The following is a 21,092-nucleotide window of genomic DNA, read 5'->3' as shown; positions in this document are numbered from 1 at the left end:
GCGGTCGGGCGGTTTCAGCCGGCGGTGTTGCCGACGGGCGCCTGTCCGAGGGCGCTGAGCTTCCACCCCTCGGGGGTGCGGGTGAGCTGCCCGAGCATCCGGCTCTCCTTGACCGCGGGCTCCCCCTCGGGGGCGGTCACGGTGACGCGGAGCGCGACCATCACCCCCGCCCTGCCCGCCCTGTCGTCGAGCTCGGTGACCGCGCCCGACAGGATCCTGGCGGTGCTGACGGTCCTGGCCGCCTCGATCTGCTTGACGAACGCGTCCCGCCCGTCGACGAGTTGCCGGTGGAGGTCGCCGGTGGTCGAGTCCTCCCAGCTGTCGAGCCCCTTCTCCACCCGTGCGTGGTCGAGCGTGTTCATGTTCTGCACGGCCTGCTCCCCCGCGGCCAACGCGTCGTCGCGGGCCTGGGCGTAGGCCGCCGATCCGTCGTGCGCCGCGTCGTAGCGCGACCACCCGCCCCAGGCCGCCGCGCCGGCCGCCGCGACCGTCAGCGCGATCGCCGCCACCACCAGCGGGTTCCTCGTGGTCCGTACCCGTGCCATTGGTGCCTCTCCCCTACCTGGAGGTGATGTCGACGATGATCCAGCGGCCGCCGCGCAGCTCCGCCGTCACCGAGAGCTGCGCCCCCGCCGTGGTGGGCGCCTTCCCCTCGCGCTCGTACACCTGGTCGAGGAAGACGAGGAGGTGGGCGCTGCGGGTGCCGAGCCGGGTGACCCCGGCCCGTACGGCCTGCGAGGTGAGTGTGAGTTTCTGGTCGGCGGCCTGCTTCTCGACCTGGCCGAACAGCGCCGCGTACTGCCGCAGCGCCTTGCCCGCGAGGAGGCGCTCCGCCGCTTCCCGGGTGACGGCGGTGGACTTCGGGTTGTACGAGAAGACCTTGCCCAGGGCGCTGCTCACGTCGCCCGCGACCCGGGTCGTCTCCGTCGTGTCGGTCAGCGCACGGTTCGAGGCGGCGGGGGTGTCCCGCAGGTGGCGCGCCGTGACGAAGAGACCGGCGCCGGCGGCCAGCAGGGCTGTGACCAGGACCGGCACGAGAGCACGGCGCCAGGCCCTGCCCGGTTCCGGGCGGGTGCCCTCGTCCCGTGCGTCCTCGTCCGGCTCCGGGGCCGGGGGCATGTCCTCGATCGTGGTCCCTCCGGTCCGCTTCATCCGCCGCTCCCGACCGGTATCGCGTCCAGTGCCTTGATCTTCCAGCCGTCCGCGGTGCGGGCCAGGGACGCCTCGAAGCGTTTGCGCTCGGTGCCGCCCTTGCCGGCGCGCGGGGTGACCTCGACGTCGACGGTGGCGATCAGCGCGGCCGTGCCGGCGCGTCGGTCGAGGGCGGTGAGGGCCGCGTCGGTGACCTTGCCGCGCGCGGTGGCCCCGTCCTCGGCGAGCTCGGCCGTGTCCTTCTTCCGGGTGCTCTCCAGCCGGTCGTGCAACGGGCCCGTGGAGGCGGACAGCCAGGCGCTGAGTCCGGTCCTCACACTCGCGGCGTCGCTGCCGTCCATGCTGCTCAGCCGTGCGAGGTTCTTTCTGCCGTCGGCCATCGCGGCGTCACGTGCCTCGGCGTACGCCAGGGTGTCGTCGCCGCGTGCCTGCGCGTAGGACCAGCCGCCGAACGCGCAGACCAGCACGGCCCCGAGCACACAGGCCCAGCCGCTCAGCCTCTTGGTGCGGGCGTTCACTCGCCACCTCCCAGTCCGAGCAGCCCGGCCATGCCGTCGGCCGTCGGCTCGGTGTCTGCGCCGGCTTCGGGCAGCCCGGCCACGGAGGGCCCTGTGCGCAGGGAGCCGGGTTCCGCAGGCTCCGGGACGCCGCCACCGCCGGGGGCGTTGGCGCTGCCGCGGACGTTGATGCCGCTGCCCGGCGGGGAGGCGCAGCGCGCCTTGGTGTTGACCGCCGGTGCCGCCGAGAGGTCCTTGCCGGGGCGGTAGGTGGTGGAGCCGTATCCGGCGGTGCAGGGCAACGGCTCGAAGAAGGTGACGGACATCCCGAAGCGGGCATCACCGTCCTCGTCGATGATGCTCGCTCCGGCAGCCGCGACCGCGGGCACCTTCACCAGGAGTTCCTCCAGCCCGCGCTGCCGGGTGACGGCGACCTCGGAGGTGGTGAGGAGGTTGGCGACGACCACTCCGAAGCCGGGTTCCAGGTCGCGCAGGAGCCCGCTGATCTGGGCGGTGGCACCGGGCGCCGTCGCGATCAGCCGGCGCAGGTCGGTGTCGGATCCCTTGAGCTCCGCGGCGAGTTCCTCGGCTCCGGAGGCGAATCCCTTGAGCGCCTCGCCCTGTTCGGCCTGGGTACGCAGCACCGTCTCCCCGTCGGCCATCAGTCTGGTGGTGGTCGGAAGGGCCTCGTCGGCCGCGTCGACGAACTCGCTGCCGGTGTCGAGCAGGACCTGGAGGTCGTCACCGCGCCCCTCGAACGCCGCGCCGAACTCCTCGACGACGGTGCGCAGGGCCTCGGTGTCGACAGAAGCGGTGAGGTCGTTGACGCTGGTGAGTACGTCGGTGACGGGCGCGGGAATCGTGGTGTCGGCCTGGTCGATGACCGAGCCGTTCTCCAGGAACGGGCCGTCGTCGCGGGTGGGCCGGAGGTCGACGTACTGCTCGCCGACGGCGGAGAGGCCGGCGACGACGGCGTGCAGGCTGTCGGGTATGGGGGGTGCGTCGTTCTCGATGCGCAGTTCGGCCTCGACGCCGTCGTCGGTGAGGTCGATCGGCCCGACCCTGCCGACGGAGACGCCCCGGTAGGTGACGTTGGAGTGGGTGAACAGGCCCCCGGTCTGCGGAAGTTGCACTTTGACGGTGTAGTAGCCGCGCAGTCCGACGTAGTGGCCGAGGTCTGCGTACCGGACCCCGAGATAGCCGAGGACGAGCACCGCGATGATCAGGAAGGCGACGTTCTTGAGCCGGGTGGCGAGGGTGATCATCAGCGGGTTCCCTCCGTTCCGGACGGGGTGACCGAGGGGAGCGGCAGGGGCAGCGCCCGGCCTGACGTGCGGCTGCCGGCCGTCGGCGGGGTGAGGGCGGGGATGATCTGTGTGCCGGGCATCGCGGTGACGTCCAGGTAGACGTTGAGGTAGTCGCCCTTCACACCGCGCAGCACCTCGTCCGTGAACGGGTAGGTGAGCAGTACCTGCAGGGAGTCGGGGAGGTCGTTCCCCGAGTCGGCGAGCGCGGTGAGGGTGGGGGCGAGGGCCTTGAGGTCGGCGATCATGTCGGCCTTGCTCCTGTCGACCGTGTCGACGGCGACGGTGGAGAGCGTGTCGAGTGAGCGCAGCATGGTGAGCAGTGATCCGCGCTGTTTCTCCAGGACCTTCAGGCCGGGGCTGAGTCCGGTGAGCACCGTTCCGACGTCCTGTTTCCGGGTGGCGAGGGTGGCGGCCAGCCGGTTCACCCCGTCGAGCGCGTCGGTGATGTCCTCCTTGTGGGTGTCCAGGTCGGTGACCAGCGTGTCGACGCGGTCCAGCATCGAGCGGATCTGGGGTTCCCGTCCGGCCAGTGCCTTGTTCAGCTCGGTGGTGATGGTCTTGAGCTGGGCGACGCCACCGCCGTTGAGGAGCATGGACAGGGCGCCGAAGACCTCTTCGACCTCGGGGTTGCGGTTGGTGCGGACGAGCGGGATCCGGTCACCGTCGGAGAGCGAGCCCCGGGCCGTGCCGTCGGCGGGCGGTGAGAGCTGGACGTACTTCTCGCCGAGGAGGCTGGACTGTTCGAGGTGGGCGTAGGCGTTGGCCGGCATCCTGATCTTCCCGTTGACCCGCATGGTGACCTTCGCGGTCCAGCTGCCCGGGGTGAGGGAGATCTTGGTGACCCGGCCGACGGCCACGTCGTTGACCTTGACGGACGACTGCGGCGCGAGGCTGAGGACGTCTCCGAATTCGGCGGTGATCTCGTACGGGTCGTCGCCGAGGTCGGCTCCGCCGGGCAGCGGCATCTGGTCGATGCCGGGGAACGACGGCAGCCCGGTGGTCGTGACGACGAGTGCGAAGCAGACGCCGGTGGCGACCAGGGCGCCGAGTCCCGCGACCACGCGGGTGCCGGGTCTGCGCAGGGCGGGGCTCATCGGGCCGCCTCCTTCTTCTCGCCCGTGCCGGTCCTCTTCCGCGGGTCGGCCGGGGTGCCGTAGACGGTGCCCACGGCGGGCAGCGGCAGGACGGGCAAGGCCTTCCGGCGGCCGGGGTCCACCGGGGCCAGGCCCTCGATGCCGGCGGTCGCCGGCGTGGATTCGAGGAGCGGACCGCCCATGGACAGTTCGTTGAGGTTCGTGCGCCCGTTGAGCGTGCGGTTGGCCGGGTCGTAGGCGTTGAGCACGTTGCCCGCCGCGAGCGGCAGGGTGTCGAGGGATTCGGCGAGTGAGGCGCGCTGGTCGACCAGGGTCTGGGTGAGCGGCACCAGGAGGTCCACGTTCTCCTTGAGGGCGCCGCGGTTCTTCTGGATGAAGGTCTTGACCTTGCCGAGCGCGGTGCCGAGTTCCTTCAGCGCCGCGCTGAGGTTCTCCTTGTCGTCGGCGAGGAAGCCGGTGACGGAGTTGAGCTGCTGCTCCGCGGTCCGCACGTCGGTGTCCTTCTCCTTCAGCATGGTGGTGAAGGTCTGCAGGTAGGACAGCGTGTCGAAGAGGTTGCCGCTGCTCTTGTCGAGCGTCTTCGTCGCCTTGCCGAACTGTTCGATGGAGTCCCCGATGGCCTCGCCGTTGCCCTTGAGGTTCTTGGATCCGGTCTCCAGGAGTCCGGAGAGCGCGCCGTCGGCGTTGGCCCCGTCGGGTCCGAGTGCCGTGGAGAGTTCCGTGATCGACTCGTAGAGCTGGTCCACCTCGACGGGCGTGGCGTTGTTCGCCGCGGGGAGGACGGCGCCCTCCTCCAGAAGCGCTCCCCCGGTGTAGGCGGGAGCGAGCTGGACGTACCGGTCGGCGACGAGACTCGGGGCGACGACGAGGGCGTGCGCGTCCGCGGGGACCTCCACGCCCTTGTCGAGGCGCAGGGTGACCCGGACCTCCTCGCCACGCGGTCGCACCGATTCGACGGTGCCCACCTTCACCCCGAGGATCCGCAGGTCGGACCCGGGGTACACGCCGGTGGCCCGGTCGAAGTAGGCGGTGACGGTGGTCGTGCCCTCCTGGTCCATGGCCGCCACGCCCGAGCCGACGGCCACGGCCACGACGGCGAGCCCGGCTCCGATGCCGATGATGCGGGTGCGTCTCATCTCAGCGGCCCCCCTGCTTCGGCGGCATGCAGTCGTTCGTCGGGGGTGTGTCCTTCGGCAGGTAGCTCTTGGGGACGACCCCGCAGACGTAGTTGTCGAACCAGCGGCCGTTGCCGAGGGTGTTGCCGACGAGCCGGTTGTAGGTGCCGGCCATCGAGAGCACCTTGTCGAGGCTCTTACGGTTCTTCACCAGGACGGCGGTGACCCGGCCCAGCGAGTCGAGGGTGGGCTTCAGCTGCTTGTTGTTGTCGGTGACGAGACCGGTGAGCTGGGTGCCGAGGTCCCGGGTGCCGGTGAGCAGCAGGTGGATGGAGTCGCGCCGCGCCTGGATCTCGCCGAGGAGCAGGTTGCCGTCCTCCAGCAGGGTCTCGAAGCTGCTCTTCTTCGTGGCGAGCGTCCTGGTGAGCTGCTTGCTGCCCTTCAGGAGGGTGGCGAGCTGGGCGTCGCGCTCGGAGACGGTCTTCGACAGGGCGGAGAGCCCTTCCGCCGCGCTGCGTACGTCGGGGGGCGAGTCCTTGAAGGTGTCCGAGATGGTCTCGAAGCTCTTGGCGAGCTGGGTGGTGTCGATCTCCTCGATGGTCTCGCCGAGTCCGTTGAACGCCTGGGTGACGTCGTACGGGGAGGTGGTGCGGCTCGACGTGATGCGGGAGTCCGGGTCCTGCGGGGCGTCGCCGAGCGGGTCGACGGCGAGGTACTTGTCGCCCAGGAGGGTCTTGATGGCGATGCCGACGGTGGAGGAGTTGCCGATCCAGGCGTCCTTCACCGTGAAGTCGACCTTCACCTCGGCGCCGTCGAGCGAGACACCGGTGACCTCTCCGACCTTCACGCCGGCGATCCGCACCTCGTCGCCGGCGTCCAGCCCGGCGGACTCGGTGAAGTCGGCGCTGTAGCCGGTTCCCCCGCCGGCGAACGGCAGGGCGTCGGCGCGGTAGGCGGCGAGGCCGAGGAGGGCCAGGACGACGAGCCCGACGACACCGATGAAGACGGGGTTGCGTTCCCGTACGGGCTTGATCCTCATCCGGCGCACCTCGATCCGCCGATCGTGATGCCGGTGGGCGGTGCGCTGCCGTCCTCGGTCGTCACACCGGCCACCTTCGCCTCGCAGAGGTAGAGGTTGAGCCAGGAGCCGTACGAGGTGAGGCGGGTGATGGCCTCCATCTTGGCGGGTGTCTTCTCCAGGAAGCTCTCGATCGTCGGCGCGTTCCTGTCGAGCTGCCCGCTGAGCCTGCCGAGTTCGGCGATGTCCTTCTTCAGGGGTGCCCGGCCGTCCTGCAGGAGGTCCGCGGTGACGGTCGTGAGCGCCCCCATCGCCGTGACCGCGTCGCCGAGCGGCTTCCGGTCGCCGGAGAAGCCCTTGACGAGCTTCTCGAGCGTGACGACGAGGTCGTCGAAGCCCGCCTCGCGGTCGTTGACGGTCTTGAGTACCGTGTTGAGGTTCTTGATCACCTCGCCGATCACCTTGTCCTTGGCCGCGACGGTGCCGGTCAGCGATCCGACGTGGGAGAGGATGCTGTCGACGGTGCCGCCCTCCCCCTGGAGGACCTGCACGATGGAGCCGGCGAGCTGGTTGACGTCCGGCGGGGAAAGCCCTTCGAAGAGGGGCTGGAAGCCGTTGAAGAGCTGGGTGAGGTCGAGGGCGGGGGTGGTGCGCGAGAGCGGGATCGTCGCCCCGGACCTGAAGGTCGCCCCCACGGGGCCGGCCCCCTGGTCGAGGTCGATGTAGCGCTGGCCGACCATGTTGAGGTACTTGATCGACGCGGTGACCGAGGCGGGCAGTTCGCGACCCTTGCGTACCGCGAAGCCGACTTCCGCCTGCCGCCTGTCGGCGACCCTGATGGACTCGACCTGCCCGACCTTGACACCCGCGATCCTGACGCTGTCACCGACGACCAGCCCGGTGGCGTCGGTGAACCTCGCCTTGTACGGCGTGGTGTCGCCCACGCCGGTGTCGGCGATGGACAGGGCCAGGACGGTGGTGGCCAGGGCGGTCACCACGACGAAGACGAGGGACTTCACGAGCGGACCCGCGAGGGAGCGGCGCTTCACTTGAGCTTCACCTCCGCACCGCGGAAGGCCGGACCGATGAGCACGCTGCTCCAGTCGGGCAGGGACTGCGGCTGGACGTCGAGCGAAGGAGCGACGAGCTCGTTGACGAGCCGGCTCTCCTCGCGGGAGTTCGGCATGCCGAGCGCGGTGCCGGTGGCCGTGTTCTCGGCCGCCGCTTCCACGTCACCGGCGTTGCGCGCCGGGGCGGAGGCCCTGCGCGCGTCGGCGGTCGGTACGGCCCTTCCCGTGTACGGCACCGAGTAGCAGTGCGGGCCGCCGGTCGTCCCGTAGACCGGGGTGTCCTTGCCGGCGACGTACTTGCCCTTGGACTCCACCACCTTGACGGTGACGTGCAGCCCCGGCTCGTCGGTGCCCTTGCCGAGCGCCTTGTCCATGGCGGGTACGAACCCGGCCATGGTGCGCAGGGTGCAGGGGAACGCGTCGGAGTACTCCGCGAGGAGCTCCAGGGTGGGGCGGCCGGAGGCGGAGAGGCGGATGAGGTTGTCCTTGTTCCTCCGCAGGAAGGCGGTGACGTCGTTCGCGGAGGCGGTGGTGGATCCGTACAGATCCGCGAGTTCCGCCTGCTGTTCGGCGATCGTGCCGCTGGTGGTGGTGAAGTCGGTGAGGGCGTCCAGGACATCGGGCGCGGCGTCGGCGTAGAGATGGCTCACCTTGACGAGTTCCTTGATGTCCGCGTTGAGGGTCGGGAGTTGGGGATTGAATTCCTTCAGGTGCGCGTCGAGGGTGACCAGGGTGTCGCCGAGCTTGTCGCCTCGCCCTTCGAGCGCCTGGGAGACGGCTCCCAGGGTCGCGGCGAGCTTCTCCGGCTTGACGGCGGTCAGCATCGGCAGGACGTTGTCCAGCACTTCCTCCAGCTCGATCGCGTTGCTGGAGCGGTCCTGCGGGATCACCGCCCCGGCCCGCAGGGTCTCGGCGGAGGGGACGGCGGGTGGGACGAGGGCGACGAACCGTTCCCCGAAGAGGGTCGTGGGCAGCATCTGGGCGGTGACGTCGGCCGGGATCCGCTCCAGCCGGTCGGGCTCGATGGCGAGGGTGAGGCGGGCCCCGTCGCCGTCGGCCGCGATGTGGCGGACCTCGCCGATGACGACGCCCCGCAGCTTCACCTCTGCGTTGTCGTGCATCTCGTTGCCGACGCTCGAGGTGCGTACGGTCACGGTGGCGTCGTCGGTGAAGTCCTTCTCGTACACCGAGACCGACACCCATACGAGCACGGCGGGCACGAGCACGAAGGCCACGCCCGCGAGTCTGCGGCGCACCGTCTGCGCCGTGGAGGAGGACATCAGCCGGCCACCTTCACCGTTGTCGTCGCGCCCCAGATGGCGAGCGAGAGGAAGAAGTCGGTGACGCTGATGAGCACGATGGCGTTGCGTACCGACCGGCCCACGGCGACGCCCACTCCGGCGGGTCCGCCGGTGGCGTGGAAGCCGTAGTAGCAGTGGGCGAGGATCACCAGCACGCTGAAGATCAGCACCTTGAGCACCGACAGCAGGACGTCGTCCGGGGAGAGGAAGAGATTGAAGTAGTGGTCGTAGGTGCCCGCCGACTGTCCGTTGAACAGGACGGTGATGTAGCGGGACGCGAGGTAGGAGGAGAGCAGGCCGATCGCGTAGAGCGGGATGATGGCGACGACGCCGGCGATGATCCGCGTGGTGACGAGGTAGGGCATGGAACGCACACCCATCGCTTCGAGGGCGTCCACCTCCTCGTTGATCCGCATGGCGCCCAGCTGGGCGGTGAAACCGGCGCCGACGGTCGCGGAGAGGGCGAGGCCGGCGACGAGCGGGGCGATCTCGCGGGTGTTGAAGTAGGCGGAGATGAAGCCGGTGAAGGCCGAGGTGCCGATCTGGTCGAGGGCCGCGTAACCCTGGAGGCCGACCACCGAGCCGGTGGCGAGGGTCATCGCGATCATCACGCCGATGGTTCCGCCGATGACACCGAGGCCGCCGCTGCCGAAGGCCACCTCGGCCAGGAGCCGCTGGACCTCCTTGAGGTAGCGGCGCAGGGTCCTGGGGATCCAGATCAGGGCGCGCACGTAGAAGGTGAGCTGTTCGCCGGAGCGGTCCAGCCAGCCGAGCATCGACATCGCTCAGCCCCCCTTCGGGGGGACGATCTGGAGGTAGATCGCCGTGAGGACCATGTTCACGGCGAACAGGAGCATGAAGGTGATGACGACGGACTGGTTGACCGCGTCGCCGACGCCCTTCGGGCCGCCGCGCGGGTTCAGTCCCCGGTAGGCCGCGACGATGCCCGCGATGAATCCGAAGATCAGCGCCTTGAGCTCACCGACGTAGAGGTCGGGCAGCTGGGCGAGGGCGGAGAAGCTCGCGAGGTAGGCACCGGGTGTCCCGCCCTGCATGATCACGTTGAAGAAGTAGCCGCCGAGCGTGCCGACGACGGAGACCAGCCCGTTGAGCAGGACGGCGACGGACATCGTGGCGAGCACGCGGGGGACGACGAGGCGCTGGACGGGCGAGACGCCCATGACCTCCATGGCGTCCAGCTCTTCGCGGATCTTGCGGGACCCGAGGTCGGCGCAGATGGCGGAGCCCGCGGCCCCTGCGATCAGGAGCGCCACGATGAGCGGGCTGGCCTGCTGGATGACGGCGAGGACGCTGGCCCCGCCGGTGAACGACTGGGCGCCGAGCTGCTCGGTGAGGGAGCCGACCTGGAGGGCGATGACCGCGCCGAAGGGGATGGAGACGAGGGCGGCGGGCAGGATGGTGACGCTGGCGACGAACCAGAACTGCTCGATGAACTCCCGTACCTGGAAGGGCCTGCGGAAGATGGCCCGGGAGACCGCCAGAGCGAGCGCGAACAGCTGACCCGTCTGGCGCAGCGGGGCGAGGAGCCGCGAGGGCGGTCTCTGTCCCGAGGCCTCCTGAGGGGTCTTCTCGGGGGCCGGCTCCGCCGGTGGCCGTACGGGCAGCGGTGCGGTCATCGGCGCCCACCGTCCAAGGTCGGCGTGTAACTGTTCAGGATGGCCGTTCGGGCGGCCTCGGGCAGCTGGCCCATCATGGAGACGACCCGCTCCCGGCGGCGCAGGGCCGCCTGCCGTACGGGCATCCCCGGTGAGGGTTCCAGCTGGGGGACGACGGTACGGGGCCCGGCCGCGTATCCGTGACCGTTCGTCTGCTCGGCGGCCAGAGTGGCCGCGTCCTTCTCCTCCGACATGCCGATGGGTCCCTCACGGCGTCCGGCGAGGAACTGGGAGACCACGGGCATGTCGCTGGTGAGGAGCACCTCGCGGGGGCCGAAGGTGACGAGGTTTCGGCAGAACAGCATCCCCATGTTGTCCGGGACGGTGGCCGCGATGTCGAGGTTGTGGGTGACGATGAGCATCGTCGCGTCGATCTGCGCGTTGAGATCGATGAGGAGCTGCGAGAGGTAGGCGGTGCGCACCGGGTCGAGTCCGGAGTCGGGCTCGTCGCAGAGGATGATCTGCGGGTCCAGGACGAGGGCCCGGGCCAGGCCGGCCCTCTTGCGCATGCCGCCGGATATCTCGCCCGGCAGCTTTCCCTCCGCACCGAGCAGGCCGACGATGTCGATGCGCTCCATGACGATCCGGCGGATCTCCGACTCGCTCTTGCGTGTGTGTTCGCGCAGGGGGAAGGCGATGTTGTCGAAGAGCGACATCGAGCCGAACAGGGCGCCGTCCTGGAACATGAGCCCGAAGAGCTTCCGGGTCTCCATGATTTCCCGCTCGGGGCTGTTCACCATGTCGACACCGTTGATGAGGACGCGGCCCTTTTCCGGCTTGAGCAGTCCGATGATGGATTTCAGGAACACAGTCTTTCCCGTGCCGGAAGGGCCGAGCATGACGCTCACCTCACCGGCCGGCAGTGTGAGACTGACGTCCTGCCAGATGTTCTGCTTGCCGAAGGACTTCGTCAGGCCCTCGACGACTACTTCGATTCCCATCGGCCCTCCCTCGAAGTGGTGGTGAACGACGTCATCTGTCTGCGCTCCGGCTCCGGTACGTGCAACGACGGCTTGTCACACATGCACCAGGAGGCGCACGTTATGTCCGTCGAAACCGCCAGGACAAGCCGTTGAACAGCGGAAATCGCCGGATGTCGATCTCGGTGTGGATCACTTGTCACCGATTGACAAACCCTCTCGGCGGCTTTGTCGGAATCTGCGCAAGCTCTCCGGGGGTCCCGCGGCCCAGGGGGGCCGGAGCCACGAGACCCCGGGAGCGGGAGGCTCCGCCCCGGTGGAGGGGTTCGGGGCCGGGAACTCCCGGAGGGATCCCCGGCCAAGAGGGCTCGACCAGGACTCCACGTGCGTCGGAAAAGCAGGTGCGGGTGCGTTTCCGAGCCGCTCAAGCGGGACGCTACGGGCCAGTAACCTAAGTCCGCAATAGCACTTCACGAACTTTCTCCGAGGCAATTGCACGGCGCCGTTTTCTTGTGTCCCGATGAGTAATCGGGGCGCGAAACCTATCGAAAAGTGAGGGCCGTCGAGCCGAATCGGCGGGCTCCCGCCGGCCGGTCCGGACATGCCGAAGCCCGCCCCGACCAGGGTTCATTCGGTCGGGACGGGCTCATGGACGGTCGAGGGCCGGGGCGCACGAAGTGACAAAAAGCCTGCGGCGCCCGTGCCCTTCCCGCCGGTTACTTCACCGCGGAGTGCCAGCTCTCGGCGAGCTCCTTGCCCGCGTCGGGCACCGACAGACCCGGAGCGGTAAGTCCGGCCGTGTAGGTCTTGGCGTCGTTGAGGACGAGGTTGTTCGAGCCGGCCGCGGCGGGCAGGCCCACCTTGAGGTCGATCGCCCAGCTGAGGATGCCGCCGAGCCCGCAGCCGCTGGCCTTCGGCACGGAGAACTGACTGTCACCCTGGGCCGCCCCGGCCAGGGCGATCTGGATCATCGATCCCTCGTCCGGGTTCGCCGAGCCGTCACCGTTGAACCGGGAGGCGGAGAAGCTGGGCGCGCTGAGGTTTCCGGGGCGCAGGATCACCGGATTGCTGCTGCTTCCGATGTAGCAGTTGGAGCCGAGCAGCGGATTCTCCAGGCGGATCTTGACGGGCAGCTTGACGATCGGCCCTGAGGATATGCCTGCGACCAGGCTGAATTCGGTCGGCGTGCCGGCCGACTCCACCGTGGCGGTCACCTTGTTCAGGGTGGCGTTGGTGATCTGCCCGCAGACGGCCGAGATGACCGGGACATTGCTGGGGCACATGATGCCGAGGAGCCCACCGGGGATGGTGGTCTTCCCGCTGATGATGGATCCGGCGGCCGGCGGGACGACCGTGTAGGTCCCCTCGGCCGGATGCTGGATGACGCCGAACTGCAGGTTCGTGGACCCGGTCGTCGCCGTGGTGTTACCCAGTTTGATCGTCCCGTTGGGCGAGGTGGACGTCACGCACAGCGGGACATCGATGTCGCCGTCCGTCGCGAGCATGGCCGGGGCGTCCACCGGACAGCGGTCGAAGGGGGCCCAGGAACCGTTCAGCTGGGCGGCGGCCGTGGCGGCACCGGCCGGGGTGGCGGTCAGGGGCATGACCAGTGCGGCAGACGCGGTGACGGCGCCGGCGGCTTTGATCCAGGTCTTCGAGGCAGGTCTCATTGTTTCCTCAATTCGTCAGCGGCTCGCGGAAAGTGCTGTGTTCGGTGTGATGGGTCGGTAGGGCTGCGCGGGTCAGCGGATCGCCTCGGGCACGTCGACCGGCTCGTACTCGTCCGTGCAGACGCCGCCTTCGGAACCCGGTGTGTGCTGCTGGGCCGCGCACGGGGCTCCCTGCACCTGTTTGACGTGGCCCGGCACACCGGACAACGACGCGGTGAAGAGGCTGTCGAGGTCCTCGTCGGCACCGCACCCACTGAACGGGGGAAGGGTCACCGACCCCGTCAGGACCCCGCCCGTCACCAGGGTGTAACCGGTCGTGACACCGTCCTTTGCAGTCATCCTGCCTTCCAGGGACAGAGCGAAGGGTTTGCTGGTACGGCAGTTGTCACCCACGTCCAGGGGAACGCCGTTCACCTTGACGTCGCGGAGTCGGAGCATGAGGTCGAGCTCGATGGTCGTCACACCCTTGTTCGACATGTCGGACCAGTCGACCACCAGGTGCGACTTCACGTTGTAGTCCGGGGTCCCCTCCCCATCCACACCTGGGGGGATCTGCGTCATCTCCAGGGTCGCGGTGGTCGGCATGAAGCCGAAGGTGAGGAAAGTGCCCGAAGTGGGCGGCAACTGCGTCTTCCCCTCGTAGTCGAGCAGGGCGGTCGAATCCTGGTAGATGTGCGTGAACCCCGGCTCGGAGAGGTCGACGCGGGTCGGCCCCTGCTGGACCTGCGTACAGGCCAGAGGAAACCTGGTCGCCCCGTCCAGCTTCGTCACGTTGGCATAGCCGGTCACGTAGGCGTTCAGGTTGAGATCGTTGTTCACGTCTCCGACGCACGGAGGCGTGTCAGGGGCGGCGGACTGCTTCGCCCTGGCGCCGACCTCGGGCACGACCTCACCGCCTGTCGCGTCGCTCCCGGAAGACGCGGACGCGGGCGGGGCAGTCGCGGACGCACCGTCCCCGCCGTCACCCCTGATGTCCATCTCCGCCAGCCCGGTCTCCTGCCCCGGGTCGAGGGCGCAGTCCAGGGAGATGCCGGGCGGTTCCGCGGGTGTGCCCTGGGCGGTTTTCAGGGTGAGTTCCACCGAGAGTGCTCCCGCGTCGAAGACCAGGTCCCCTGGCGCCCCGGGCTTCACGTACGGGACGGTGCCCGAGGTGGTCAGCGGCAGATCGCCCTCGGCGGGGATCGGCAGGGGCTCGGCGGTCGTGCCGATCCACTCGGCCTGCGCATGCTGGTCCTTCTGGGACACATCGACTGCGAGCTTCATCTCCGCGCTCACGCTCGTCGCCGAGGAACCGGCCGTTACAGGGATCACACCTTCGGGAAGAGTCGCCTCCAGGACCACGTTCTCGGGCTGTACCGCCTGCCCGGGCCGAGCCGATTCGGGCAGCTGCGCGGTGATCCCTACCTTCACCGGCTGCCCGCCCTCGGGCAGGTCGCACGTATAGGCCAGCTCCGCGTCGATCTCCTGCACACCGGACGCGGCCTGCGCACCGGGGATCATCCCTCCGAGCAGCACTGCGGCGGCCACCGCCGCACCACGCGCCGTGCGCCTGCGGACGCTGTTCATACGACTGCCTCTCACTGACGATCTCCCCTCTCGGACCGACCGGACGTGCATCGCGTGGCGGGCGGACTCGCCACGGGCTCCCTGCTCGCTCAGGACGGGTGTGCGGCCGGATCAGGGGGTGAACACGATGGTCGGCCTGGTGGTGCCACCGCTCGGCGTGGTCACCGAATAGAGGGCCTGGTACTCCCAGTTGTCCCCCACCGCCGCAAGCCCGCCACATCCCGGAGTAGCTGTCCCCACCGTGAGTGTGTAGGTGCTGTCGTCGTTGACCTTCAGCTCGCCGGTGGAGTTGGTGTAGGTGGTGGCGAGCCTGCCCGACACCGTCATGGAACAGGTGAGCATCGTCAACGTGAGCTTCACTCCGGAGATGTATCCCTTGGTGACCCCGGCGTTGTAGCTGTTCACCATCAGCTTCCACGGGGTGGACGTGTCGGCGGCAGGGTACAGGGGGCCGAACGGGCTGGTGCACTTGCTCCAGGTCAGCGGAGCGATGGTGCCGACCTGCACGTTCGCCGTGCCGGTGACGGTGGCCAGGGTGCCCCGCGCCGCCGACGACTCGCACGTGGTCGGAAGGTTGGCACCGAGGCCCCATGGGAACCGGGCGGTCCCGGAGCCGGCGGAGAAGGTCTGCGCCGGGTTCGGGCCGACGGTCCACGTCGGCACCGCAACGCCCGCCATGGCGACGGGCGCCGCGAAGACGACGGCGGCGACAGCGGCACCGGCCGCCGTCACCAGCCCTCCGAGAGACCTGGGCACAGCTGGCTCCTCCGTTTCGGCAACGGTCCGGTGGGCACGGGGTCGCACGACGGGCGGGCCCCGCGGTGCGACCCCTGCTCACCCCTGAGTGGCTCGTGACCGGATCAGGGGGTGTAGACGATGGTCGGCTTGGTGGTGCCGCCGATCGGTGTGACCGCGTTGTAGTTGGCGGTGTAGGTCGGGTTGTTGCCCACGGCCGCGATACCGGCGCAGCCCGAGGTGACGGTGGCGACGGTCAGCTTGTAGGTGGCGTTGTTGCTGACCGCCAGCACACCGGTGGAGTTGGTGTACTTGGCGGCGACGTTGCCCGTCACGGTGAAGGTGCAGGTGAGGACCTTCAGCGTGGCCTTCACTCCGGAGATGTACCCGTTGGTGACACCCGCGCTGTAGGTGTTCGCGTTCAGCTTCCACGAGGTGGACGTATCGGCGGTCGGGGTCACCGGACCGAACGGGCTGGTGCAGCCGCTCCAGGTCAGCGGAGCGATGGTGCCGACCTGCACGTTCGTCGTGCCGGAGGCGGTGGCCAGGTTGCCCGACGCCGCGGAGGACGTACACGTCATCGGGACGCCGTTGAGGACGAGGGTGACCGTGCCCGCACTGGCCGAGAACGTCTCCGGCGAGTTGGGGCCGACGGTCCAGGTCGGGGCGGCGACGCCGGCGGTGGCGGTGGTGGCTCCGAGGGTGACAGCCGCTGCGGCGGCACCGGCCGCGATCGCGATCTTTCTGAGGGAGTTGCGCACAGTGAGTTCCTCCGATTCGCCAGTGCGGGTGCACTGTTGCGGGGAAGGCACCCGAATTCCTGCAAAGACGCAGGGAGTGCCGCGATGAATCGTGTTGCGTGGGGGCCGTGCTGCGCTTTCAGCCACACACGTTCTGTGACAGGGCGTGACGTTACTTGCGGGAAACTTCCAGCACAATCCCGCCGGTCAAGATTGGTTGGGCAAGTTTTTTTCCTCGTCAATAGGTCACTAATTCGCCTGACGCACTTGTCACTTCGTGCGCAATATCCCTGCGGATTACCGGGTTACCGCCCGGCCCCCACCTCGGCGCCGCCGTCGCCCGGACCGCCCGGAGATGATCCGAGGGTGCCGAGGCGAGCCCGCCGACACCCCGCAGGACAGCCGGCACAACGGGCGCCGCACCACCCCGGCGGCACCCCTGGCACCCCGACGGCCGAAAACATTGTCCGGAAGTGAGCATTTACGCCCCCACCTGCACCGAAGCCCCACAGCAGGGGCATGTTGTGTGCCCCCTGCACTTCGATCTTGTCCAGACGGTGTGCACCCCGCCCGACTTGGTCTATCTTCGGCGCCGATGTTGGTATACACCTGTCGGTCCGTGGGAGCGCTTTCCCCCACTTGCTCCACCCACGCCGGGCCCGGGAAAGCAAGGGGACGGTCATGCCGAGACTTATCCAGCCGCTGGACACCGGAGACCCGCTGGGGCCCCTCCCCCAGGAGTTCGCCGCGATCATGCGGCCCGAACTGCCGAGCCTGATCAAAGAGATAGGCATGGAAGTGACCCGCGCCTATCCGGAATACGCGCGTCTGCTGAACGGGCCCAACGGCACCTCCATCCGCATGGGTGTCGAACAGAGCCTTTCCTCGTTCGTCGACCTCGTCGCCGAACCCTCGTCCCCCACGGTCCTGCGCGACGACATGTGCCGGAGATTCGGCAGGTTCGAGGCCTACGAGGGCCGCACCATGGACGCACTCCAGGGCGCCTACCGCTTGGGCGCGCGCGTCGCACTGCGGCGAGCCAAGAAAGTGGGCCGGAGTTACAACTTCTCGCCGGCGCTGATGCTCAGCTTCGCCGACGCGCTCTTCGCGTACGTGGACGAATTGGAGTCGCTGTCCCGCGAGGGCTATCTGGAGGTGCAGGCCCAGTCCGACCAGCAGAGCGAGGCGGTGCGCCGGCGGCTGCTGCATCTGATCCTCACCGGCAGACCGGTACCCCGCAGCGCCATCGCCGAGTTGTGCGAGCAGACCGGATGGACGCTGCCCGAGCAGGTCACGCTCGTAGCCGTACGCGCTCCGTCCGGCGTGGACCGGATCAGCGCGGACCACGACGTCCTGATCGACCCCGCCGATCCGCAGCCTCATCTGCTGATCCCCGGCCCGATGAACGACGCGCGCAGGGAGATGCTCGACCGGACGATCCCCGGCGGCGGCGCGGCGATCGGGCTGACCGTGCCGACCGCGCTCGCGGCGGACTCGATCCGGTGGGCACGCCGCGCACTCGAACTGGTCGACGCGGGCGTCATCGACGACGCACCGGTCATCCTCTGCGAGGACCACCTCATCACGCTGTGGCTCCTCTCCGACCCCGTCCTCCTCGACCAGCTCGCCGAGCGTGAGCTCGCCCCCGTCTCCGGCATCAGCGCCACCCGGCGCGAGCGGCTGATCGAGACGCTGCGGATCTGGCTGGACACCCGCGGGACCGCGGCACAGATGGGCGAGCTGCTGGACGTCCACCCCCAGACGGTCCGCTACCGGATGCGCAGCCTCGAGGCCATCTTCGGTGACCAGCTCACCGACCCCCGGAGCCGCTTCTCCACCGAGGCCGTGCTGCGCGCCATGCAGTTACGTTCGCGAAGCGGCCAGTCCCTGAACTGAGGTCGCACCACATGCATGACGCGTAGTCAACTTACTTCCAGGTAACGCGAAATAGACGGTCAGTCCCAAACGGTTGCGACACGGAGACGTTCTCAACGAGAAACCAGGAACTGCGTCCCGTTACATAAGGAGGAGCGATGGCCCACCCGGCCGTCGCGGAGCACCACCTCCTGGCCGACCATCCGAGAGGGAACCCCCACATGACCGCCTCGCACCTCCTCGTCCCCGTGCCGATCCCCGACCGGGTCGCCGCGCTGATCGGCTCCTGCACCCCGCCGCACATCCTGCAGGCGGAGCTCGACGCCGACTGCGCAGCCCGCGAGGTGCGCAGGTTCCGGGGGCCGAGGCTCGGCATCGAGGACCAGGCCGACCGCGAGCAGGCGCTGTCCGAACTCGCGCGGGCCAACAAGGTGCTCTCCGCCCATCACCCGCTCCTCGCGGTGCACCCGGACGGAACCTGGTGACCCCTGCTTGCTAAGCGGCGACGGCCCCCTTACCTTACTCAGAAGTAAGTTTACTCTGGAGTAAGGATTTGGCGTGGCCGACAACAGCAGCGGCAACCTCACCGACGAACTGTCCGCGCTCGACCTCGGTGCGGTCTCCCCCGAGGAGTTCGCGCGGATCGTCAAGGGCCTGTCGGCCAGGCAGCTCGGCGAGGTCATGCACGGTGACCTGCGCGCACGGATCCTGGGCGAGGTCTTCGGCCGGATGCGCCAGCAGTTCCGCCCGGAGGCGGCCGGGCAGTTGAAGGCGCTCATCCGCTGGAAGATCACCGGCGAGAGTGAGGAGGTCTACGAGACCTCCATAGCCGACGGCGCCTGCACGGTGAACGCGGGCCGCTCCGACGCCGAGCCCCGCACGACGCTGGTCATGGGCGACGCGGAATTCCTCAAACTGGTCTCCGGCAACGGCAATCCCGTGACGATGTTCATGATGCGCAAGCTGAAGATCGCCGGTGACGTCGGCCTGGCCTCGGGACTGACCCGCTACTTCGACATCCCGAAGGCCTGAGCCCATGAGCTACTTCTCCCTCGCCCTGACCGAGGAACAGCAGGACCTCCGCGACTGGGTCCACGGCTTCGCCGCCCAGGTGGTCCGCCCGGCGGCCGCCGAGTGGGACGCCCGGGAAGAGACTCCGTGGCCGGTCATCCAGGAGGCCGCGAGGATCGGGCTGTACGGATTCGAGTCGCTCGCCGACATGTACGGGGACCCCAGCGGGCTCTCCCTCCAGATCGCCAACGAGGAGCTCTTCTGGGGCGACGCCGGCATCGGCATGGCACTGTTCGGCACCTCGCTCGCGGTCGCCGGGATCTTCGCCTCCGGCACCCCCGACCAGCTCGCCGAGTGGGTCCCGCAGTGCTACGGCGACGAGGACGACCCCAAGGTGGCGGCGTTCTGCGTCTCCGAGCCCCAGGCCGGCTCCGACGTCTCCGCGATGGCCACCCGGGCCCGCTACGACCAGGCCAAGGACGAGTGGGTGCTCTCCGGCCAGAAGGCGTGGATCACCAACGGCGGGATCGCCGAGGTCCACGTCGTGGTCGCCTCGGTCGACTCCTCGCTCGGCGCACGCGGACAGGCCGCGTTCATCGTCCCGCCCGGCACGAAGGGCCTGGCGGCGAGCCGCACCATCAAGAAGCTCGGCCTCCGCGCCTCGCACACCGCCGACGTCTTCCTCGACGACGTACGCGTCCCCGGGCACTGCCTGCTCGGCGGAAGGGAGAAGCTCGACGCCCGCCTGGCCCGCGCCCGTGAGGGCGGGACCGCCAAGGGCCAGGCGGCCATGGCCACCTTCGAGGTCAGCCGCCCCACGGTGGGCGCGCAGGCACTGGGGATCGCTCGGGCGGCGTACGAGTACGCCCTGGAGTACGCGGGACAGCGCGAGGCCTTCGGCCGCCCCATCATCGAGAACCAGTCGATCGCGTTCGCGCTGGCCGACATCCGCACCGAGATCGAGGCCGTGCGCCTGCTGATCTGGCAGGCCGCCTGGATGGCCCGCAACGACCGGACCTTCGACGCCGGCCAGGGCTCCATGTCCAAGCTCCGGGCGGGTGAGCTCGCGGTATCCGCGACGGAGAAGGCGGTCCAGATCCTCGGCGGCGCCGGCTACAGCCGGGAGCACCCGGTGGAGCGGATGTACCGCGACGCCAAGATCTACACGATCTTCGAGGGCACGAGCGAGATCCAGCGCCTGGTCATCTCCCGGGCCATCTCAGGACGTCAGATCCGCTGAAGGCCGAGTGCGTACTCCCGTCCTCGGACCGGCGGCGGACTCCGGATTCTCCTTGTGTGTCAAGTGGCGTAGACCGGGGGGTCACCCATGTCATACAACTGGGTCCACTGATCGGCCCGTTGCCGTTATGAGCCTGTGGGGAGAGCGCCATGTCCGGTGAGGTCACGCACTGCTGGATAGTGGTGCTGGACATCGAGAACTTCAGCTCCCGCCCCGATCCGATACAGCGTTCCCTGCGGGCCGGGATGTACGAGGTGCTCCGTGAAGCGCTCCTGCTGGCCGGGCTGCCGACCGAGGACGTCGTCACCGAGGACCGTGGCGACGGTGTCCTGATGATCGTCCCGGCGAACGTCTCACCGATCGTCCTGGCCGGGCCGTTCGTCCGCGCCCTCGACGAGGAACTGCGGCAGAAGGCCGACGTCTACAGCGTCGCCCACGCGATGCGCTTCCGGGTCGCCCTCCACCAGGGGCTCGCCGCGCGGGACCGTGAGGGATGGTCGGGGGACGCGGTCAACACCGCTTGCCGACTGGTGGACGCGGCTCCACTGCGTGAGGTACTGGCCGCCGCGTCCTCGTCGCGGATGGTCTTCGTCGTGTCCGACGAGATCTACCGGGCTGTCGTCCGGCACGGGCACCGCTTGATCGACCCGGCCGCGTATCTGCCCATGCCGTTCCGGACCAAACACGGCGAGCTCATCCGGAGCTGGGTGACCGTGCCGGGGTCACCGGCGCCCCCAGGTCTCCCGGCCACGTCACCCGAGCGGGACGGACAGGCGAGGCCGGGCGGGTCGCCCGGGGGCGGCGGAGCCGATTCCGGTGGCGCCCGCACCGGTACGGGCGCGCAGGGGGGAACAGGGGCCCACCGCCGGCCTGCGGGCGGCGGAGGTATCAGCGTCGAGACTGTTCACGGCGACGTGTTCCAGGGCGACAAGACCGTCAACGTCAACACGACGGGGCCGGTCAGACCATGACCACACCGACGGGGGGAGCGCCGGGGGGGGGGGGGGGGGGGGGGGGGGCGGGGGGCCGGGGGGGGGGGGGGGGGGGGGGGGGGGGGGGGGGGCGCCCGCCCCCCGGCCCGCGCCCCCCCCCCCCGGCCGGGGCG

The 21,092-nt window shown here is 69.3% G+C and carries 21 protein-coding genes; 5 read left to right on the top strand and 16 right to left on the bottom strand.

Features of this window, described 5'->3' with window-relative positions; all coding sequences use genetic code 11:
* Positions 1–14: 14 nt before the first annotated feature.
* The 16 genes from ACIRJR_RS34070 to ACIRJR_RS33995 all read right to left on the bottom strand — a co-directional run bounded on the left by ACIRJR_RS34070 (position 15) and on the right by ACIRJR_RS33995 (position 15,882).
* Entirely contained in the window at positions 15–545 is a 531-nt protein-coding gene (locus tag ACIRJR_RS34070) for a nuclear transport factor 2 family protein (RefSeq protein ID WP_403788092.1), read from the bottom strand.
* A 13-nt stretch (positions 546–558) separates the two neighbouring features.
* Positions 559–1,152, bottom strand: coding sequence for a hypothetical protein (locus tag ACIRJR_RS34065; protein ID WP_403788090.1), 594 nt, complete (start codon positions 1,150–1,152; stop codon positions 559–561).
* Entirely contained in the window at positions 1,149–1,670 is a 522-nt protein-coding gene (locus ACIRJR_RS34060; RefSeq protein ID WP_403788088.1) for a hypothetical protein, read from the bottom strand. Before ACIRJR_RS34060 ends, ACIRJR_RS34065 begins: the two co-directional genes overlap by 4 nt.
* The gene (locus tag ACIRJR_RS34055; RefSeq protein ID WP_403788086.1) at positions 1,667–2,914 is read right to left on the bottom strand and encodes an MCE family protein; all 1,248 of its coding nucleotides are present in this window, start codon (positions 2,912–2,914) and stop codon (positions 1,667–1,669) included. The genes ACIRJR_RS34060 and ACIRJR_RS34055 overlap by 4 nt, the downstream gene beginning before the upstream one ends.
* Positions 2,914–4,050 carry an MCE family protein gene (locus ACIRJR_RS34050; protein ID WP_403788084.1) on the bottom strand — a complete coding sequence of 379 codons (1,137 nt, stop codon included), beginning with the start codon at positions 4,048–4,050 and terminating at the stop codon, positions 2,914–2,916. The genes ACIRJR_RS34055 and ACIRJR_RS34050 overlap by 1 nt, the downstream gene beginning before the upstream one ends.
* Complete coding sequence (locus ACIRJR_RS34045) at positions 4,047–5,186, bottom strand: MCE family protein (RefSeq protein WP_403788082.1); 1,140 nt, start codon at positions 5,184–5,186, stop codon at positions 4,047–4,049. Before ACIRJR_RS34045 ends, ACIRJR_RS34050 begins: the two co-directional genes overlap by 4 nt.
* A 1-nt stretch (position 5,187) precedes the next feature.
* Positions 5,188–6,204, bottom strand: coding sequence for an MCE family protein (locus ACIRJR_RS34040; protein ID WP_403788080.1), 1,017 nt, complete (start codon positions 6,202–6,204; stop codon positions 5,188–5,190).
* Positions 6,201–7,232, bottom strand: coding sequence for an MCE family protein (locus tag ACIRJR_RS34035; RefSeq protein ID WP_403788078.1), 1,032 nt, complete (start codon positions 7,230–7,232; stop codon positions 6,201–6,203). The genes ACIRJR_RS34040 and ACIRJR_RS34035 overlap by 4 nt, the downstream gene beginning before the upstream one ends.
* Entirely contained in the window at positions 7,229–8,533 is a 1,305-nt protein-coding gene (locus tag ACIRJR_RS34030) for an MCE family protein (RefSeq protein WP_403788076.1), read from the bottom strand. The genes ACIRJR_RS34035 and ACIRJR_RS34030 overlap by 4 nt, the downstream gene beginning before the upstream one ends.
* Positions 8,533–9,336: an ABC transporter permease gene (locus ACIRJR_RS34025; RefSeq protein WP_031094766.1), complete on the bottom strand. Its 804-nt coding sequence runs from the start codon at positions 9,334–9,336 to the stop codon at positions 8,533–8,535. The genes ACIRJR_RS34030 and ACIRJR_RS34025 overlap by 1 nt, the downstream gene beginning before the upstream one ends.
* A 3-nt stretch (positions 9,337–9,339) precedes the next feature.
* Positions 9,340–10,191 carry an MlaE family ABC transporter permease gene (locus ACIRJR_RS34020; protein ID WP_403788074.1) on the bottom strand — a complete coding sequence of 284 codons (852 nt, stop codon included), beginning with the start codon at positions 10,189–10,191 and terminating at the stop codon, positions 9,340–9,342.
* Positions 10,188–11,171, bottom strand: coding sequence for an ABC transporter ATP-binding protein (locus ACIRJR_RS34015; protein ID WP_403788072.1), 984 nt, complete (start codon positions 11,169–11,171; stop codon positions 10,188–10,190). Before ACIRJR_RS34015 ends, ACIRJR_RS34020 begins: the two co-directional genes overlap by 4 nt.
* Positions 11,172–11,866: 695 nt before the next feature.
* Positions 11,867–12,820, bottom strand: coding sequence for a hypothetical protein (locus ACIRJR_RS34010; RefSeq protein ID WP_403788070.1), 954 nt, complete (start codon positions 12,818–12,820; stop codon positions 11,867–11,869).
* A gap of 72 nt (positions 12,821–12,892) precedes the next feature.
* Positions 12,893–14,386, bottom strand: a complete 1,494-nt coding sequence (locus ACIRJR_RS34005; protein ID WP_403788068.1) for a DUF6801 domain-containing protein — start codon at positions 14,384–14,386, stop codon at positions 12,893–12,895.
* 111 nt (positions 14,387–14,497) lie between these two features.
* Entirely contained in the window at positions 14,498–15,142 is a 645-nt protein-coding gene (locus ACIRJR_RS34000) for a hypothetical protein (RefSeq protein ID WP_403788066.1), read from the bottom strand.
* A 104-nt stretch (positions 15,143–15,246) separates the two neighbouring features.
* A complete protein-coding gene (locus ACIRJR_RS33995; RefSeq protein WP_403788064.1) occupies positions 15,247–15,882 on the bottom strand; it encodes a hypothetical protein in 636 nt (211 codons plus the stop codon).
* A gap of 660 nt (positions 15,883–16,542) precedes the next feature.
* Here ACIRJR_RS33995 and ACIRJR_RS33990 point away from each other — a divergent pair.
* From ACIRJR_RS33990 to ACIRJR_RS33970, 5 genes are all read left to right on the top strand, one after another.
* Positions 16,543–17,757, top strand: coding sequence for a helix-turn-helix domain-containing protein (locus tag ACIRJR_RS33990; protein WP_403788062.1), 1,215 nt, complete (start codon positions 16,543–16,545; stop codon positions 17,755–17,757).
* Positions 17,758–17,957: 200 nt separating this feature from the next.
* On the top strand, positions 17,958–18,221 hold the full coding sequence (locus tag ACIRJR_RS33985; protein WP_403788225.1) for a hypothetical protein: 264 nt from the start codon (positions 17,958–17,960) through the stop codon (positions 18,219–18,221).
* 73 nt (positions 18,222–18,294) lie between these two features.
* Positions 18,295–18,768, top strand: coding sequence for an SCP2 sterol-binding domain-containing protein (locus ACIRJR_RS33980; protein WP_403788060.1), 474 nt, complete (start codon positions 18,295–18,297; stop codon positions 18,766–18,768).
* A 4-nt stretch (positions 18,769–18,772) separates the two neighbouring features.
* Positions 18,773–19,987 carry an acyl-CoA dehydrogenase family protein gene (locus ACIRJR_RS33975; protein ID WP_403788058.1) on the top strand — a complete coding sequence of 405 codons (1,215 nt, stop codon included), beginning with the start codon at positions 18,773–18,775 and terminating at the stop codon, positions 19,985–19,987.
* Between the two features lie 149 nt (positions 19,988–20,136).
* On the top strand, positions 20,137–20,958 hold the full coding sequence (locus ACIRJR_RS33970; RefSeq protein WP_403788056.1) for a hypothetical protein: 822 nt from the start codon (positions 20,137–20,139) through the stop codon (positions 20,956–20,958).
* Positions 20,959–21,092 lie beyond the last annotated feature (134 nt).

Source organism: Streptomyces sp. NPDC102402 (genome assembly GCF_044765765.1).
Taxonomy (GTDB): domain Bacteria; phylum Actinomycetota; class Actinomycetes; order Streptomycetales; family Streptomycetaceae; genus Streptomyces.
Note: the sequence above shows the minus strand (reverse complement) of the source record. Positions and strands in the feature narration are given on the sequence as shown.

Bases quoted from the DNA above. Each gene is read 5' to 3' on its own strand.
- ACIRJR_RS34045 (WP_403788082.1), bottom strand. From the start codon at position 5,186: ATGAGACGCACCCGCATCATCGGCATCGGAGCCGGGCTCGCCGTCGTG.
- ACIRJR_RS34015 (WP_403788072.1), bottom strand. From the start codon at position 11,171: ATGGGAATCGAAGTAGTCGTCGAGGGCCTGACGAAGTCCTTCGGCAAG.
- ACIRJR_RS34065 (WP_403788090.1), bottom strand. From the start codon at position 1,152: ATGAAGCGGACCGGAGGGACCACGATCGAGGACATGCCCCCGGCCCCG.
- ACIRJR_RS34070 (WP_403788092.1), bottom strand. From the start codon at position 545: ATGGCACGGGTACGGACCACGAGGAACCCGCTGGTGGTGGCGGCGATC.
- ACIRJR_RS33990 (WP_403788062.1), top strand. From the start codon at position 16,543: ATGCCGAGACTTATCCAGCCGCTGGACACCGGAGACCCGCTGGGGCCC.
- ACIRJR_RS34050 (WP_403788084.1), bottom strand. From the start codon at position 4,050: ATGAGCCCCGCCCTGCGCAGACCCGGCACCCGCGTGGTCGCGGGACTC.
- ACIRJR_RS34030 (WP_403788076.1), bottom strand. From the start codon at position 8,533: ATGTCCTCCTCCACGGCGCAGACGGTGCGCCGCAGACTCGCGGGCGTG.
- ACIRJR_RS33970 (WP_403788056.1), top strand. From the start codon at position 20,137: ATGTCCGGTGAGGTCACGCACTGCTGGATAGTGGTGCTGGACATCGAG.
- ACIRJR_RS34040 (WP_403788080.1), bottom strand. From the start codon at position 6,204: ATGAGGATCAAGCCCGTACGGGAACGCAACCCCGTCTTCATCGGTGTC.
- ACIRJR_RS34025 (WP_031094766.1), bottom strand. From the start codon at position 9,336: ATGTCGATGCTCGGCTGGCTGGACCGCTCCGGCGAACAGCTCACCTTC.
- ACIRJR_RS34005 (WP_403788068.1), bottom strand. From the start codon at position 14,386: ATGAACAGCGTCCGCAGGCGCACGGCGCGTGGTGCGGCGGTGGCCGCC.
- ACIRJR_RS33975 (WP_403788058.1), top strand. From the start codon at position 18,773: ATGAGCTACTTCTCCCTCGCCCTGACCGAGGAACAGCAGGACCTCCGC.
- ACIRJR_RS34055 (WP_403788086.1), bottom strand. From the start codon at position 2,914: ATGATCACCCTCGCCACCCGGCTCAAGAACGTCGCCTTCCTGATCATC.
- ACIRJR_RS33985 (WP_403788225.1), top strand. From the start codon at position 17,958: ATGACCGCCTCGCACCTCCTCGTCCCCGTGCCGATCCCCGACCGGGTC.
- ACIRJR_RS34010 (WP_403788070.1), bottom strand. From the start codon at position 12,820: ATGAGACCTGCCTCGAAGACCTGGATCAAAGCCGCCGGCGCCGTCACC.
- ACIRJR_RS34020 (WP_403788074.1), bottom strand. From the start codon at position 10,191: ATGACCGCACCGCTGCCCGTACGGCCACCGGCGGAGCCGGCCCCCGAG.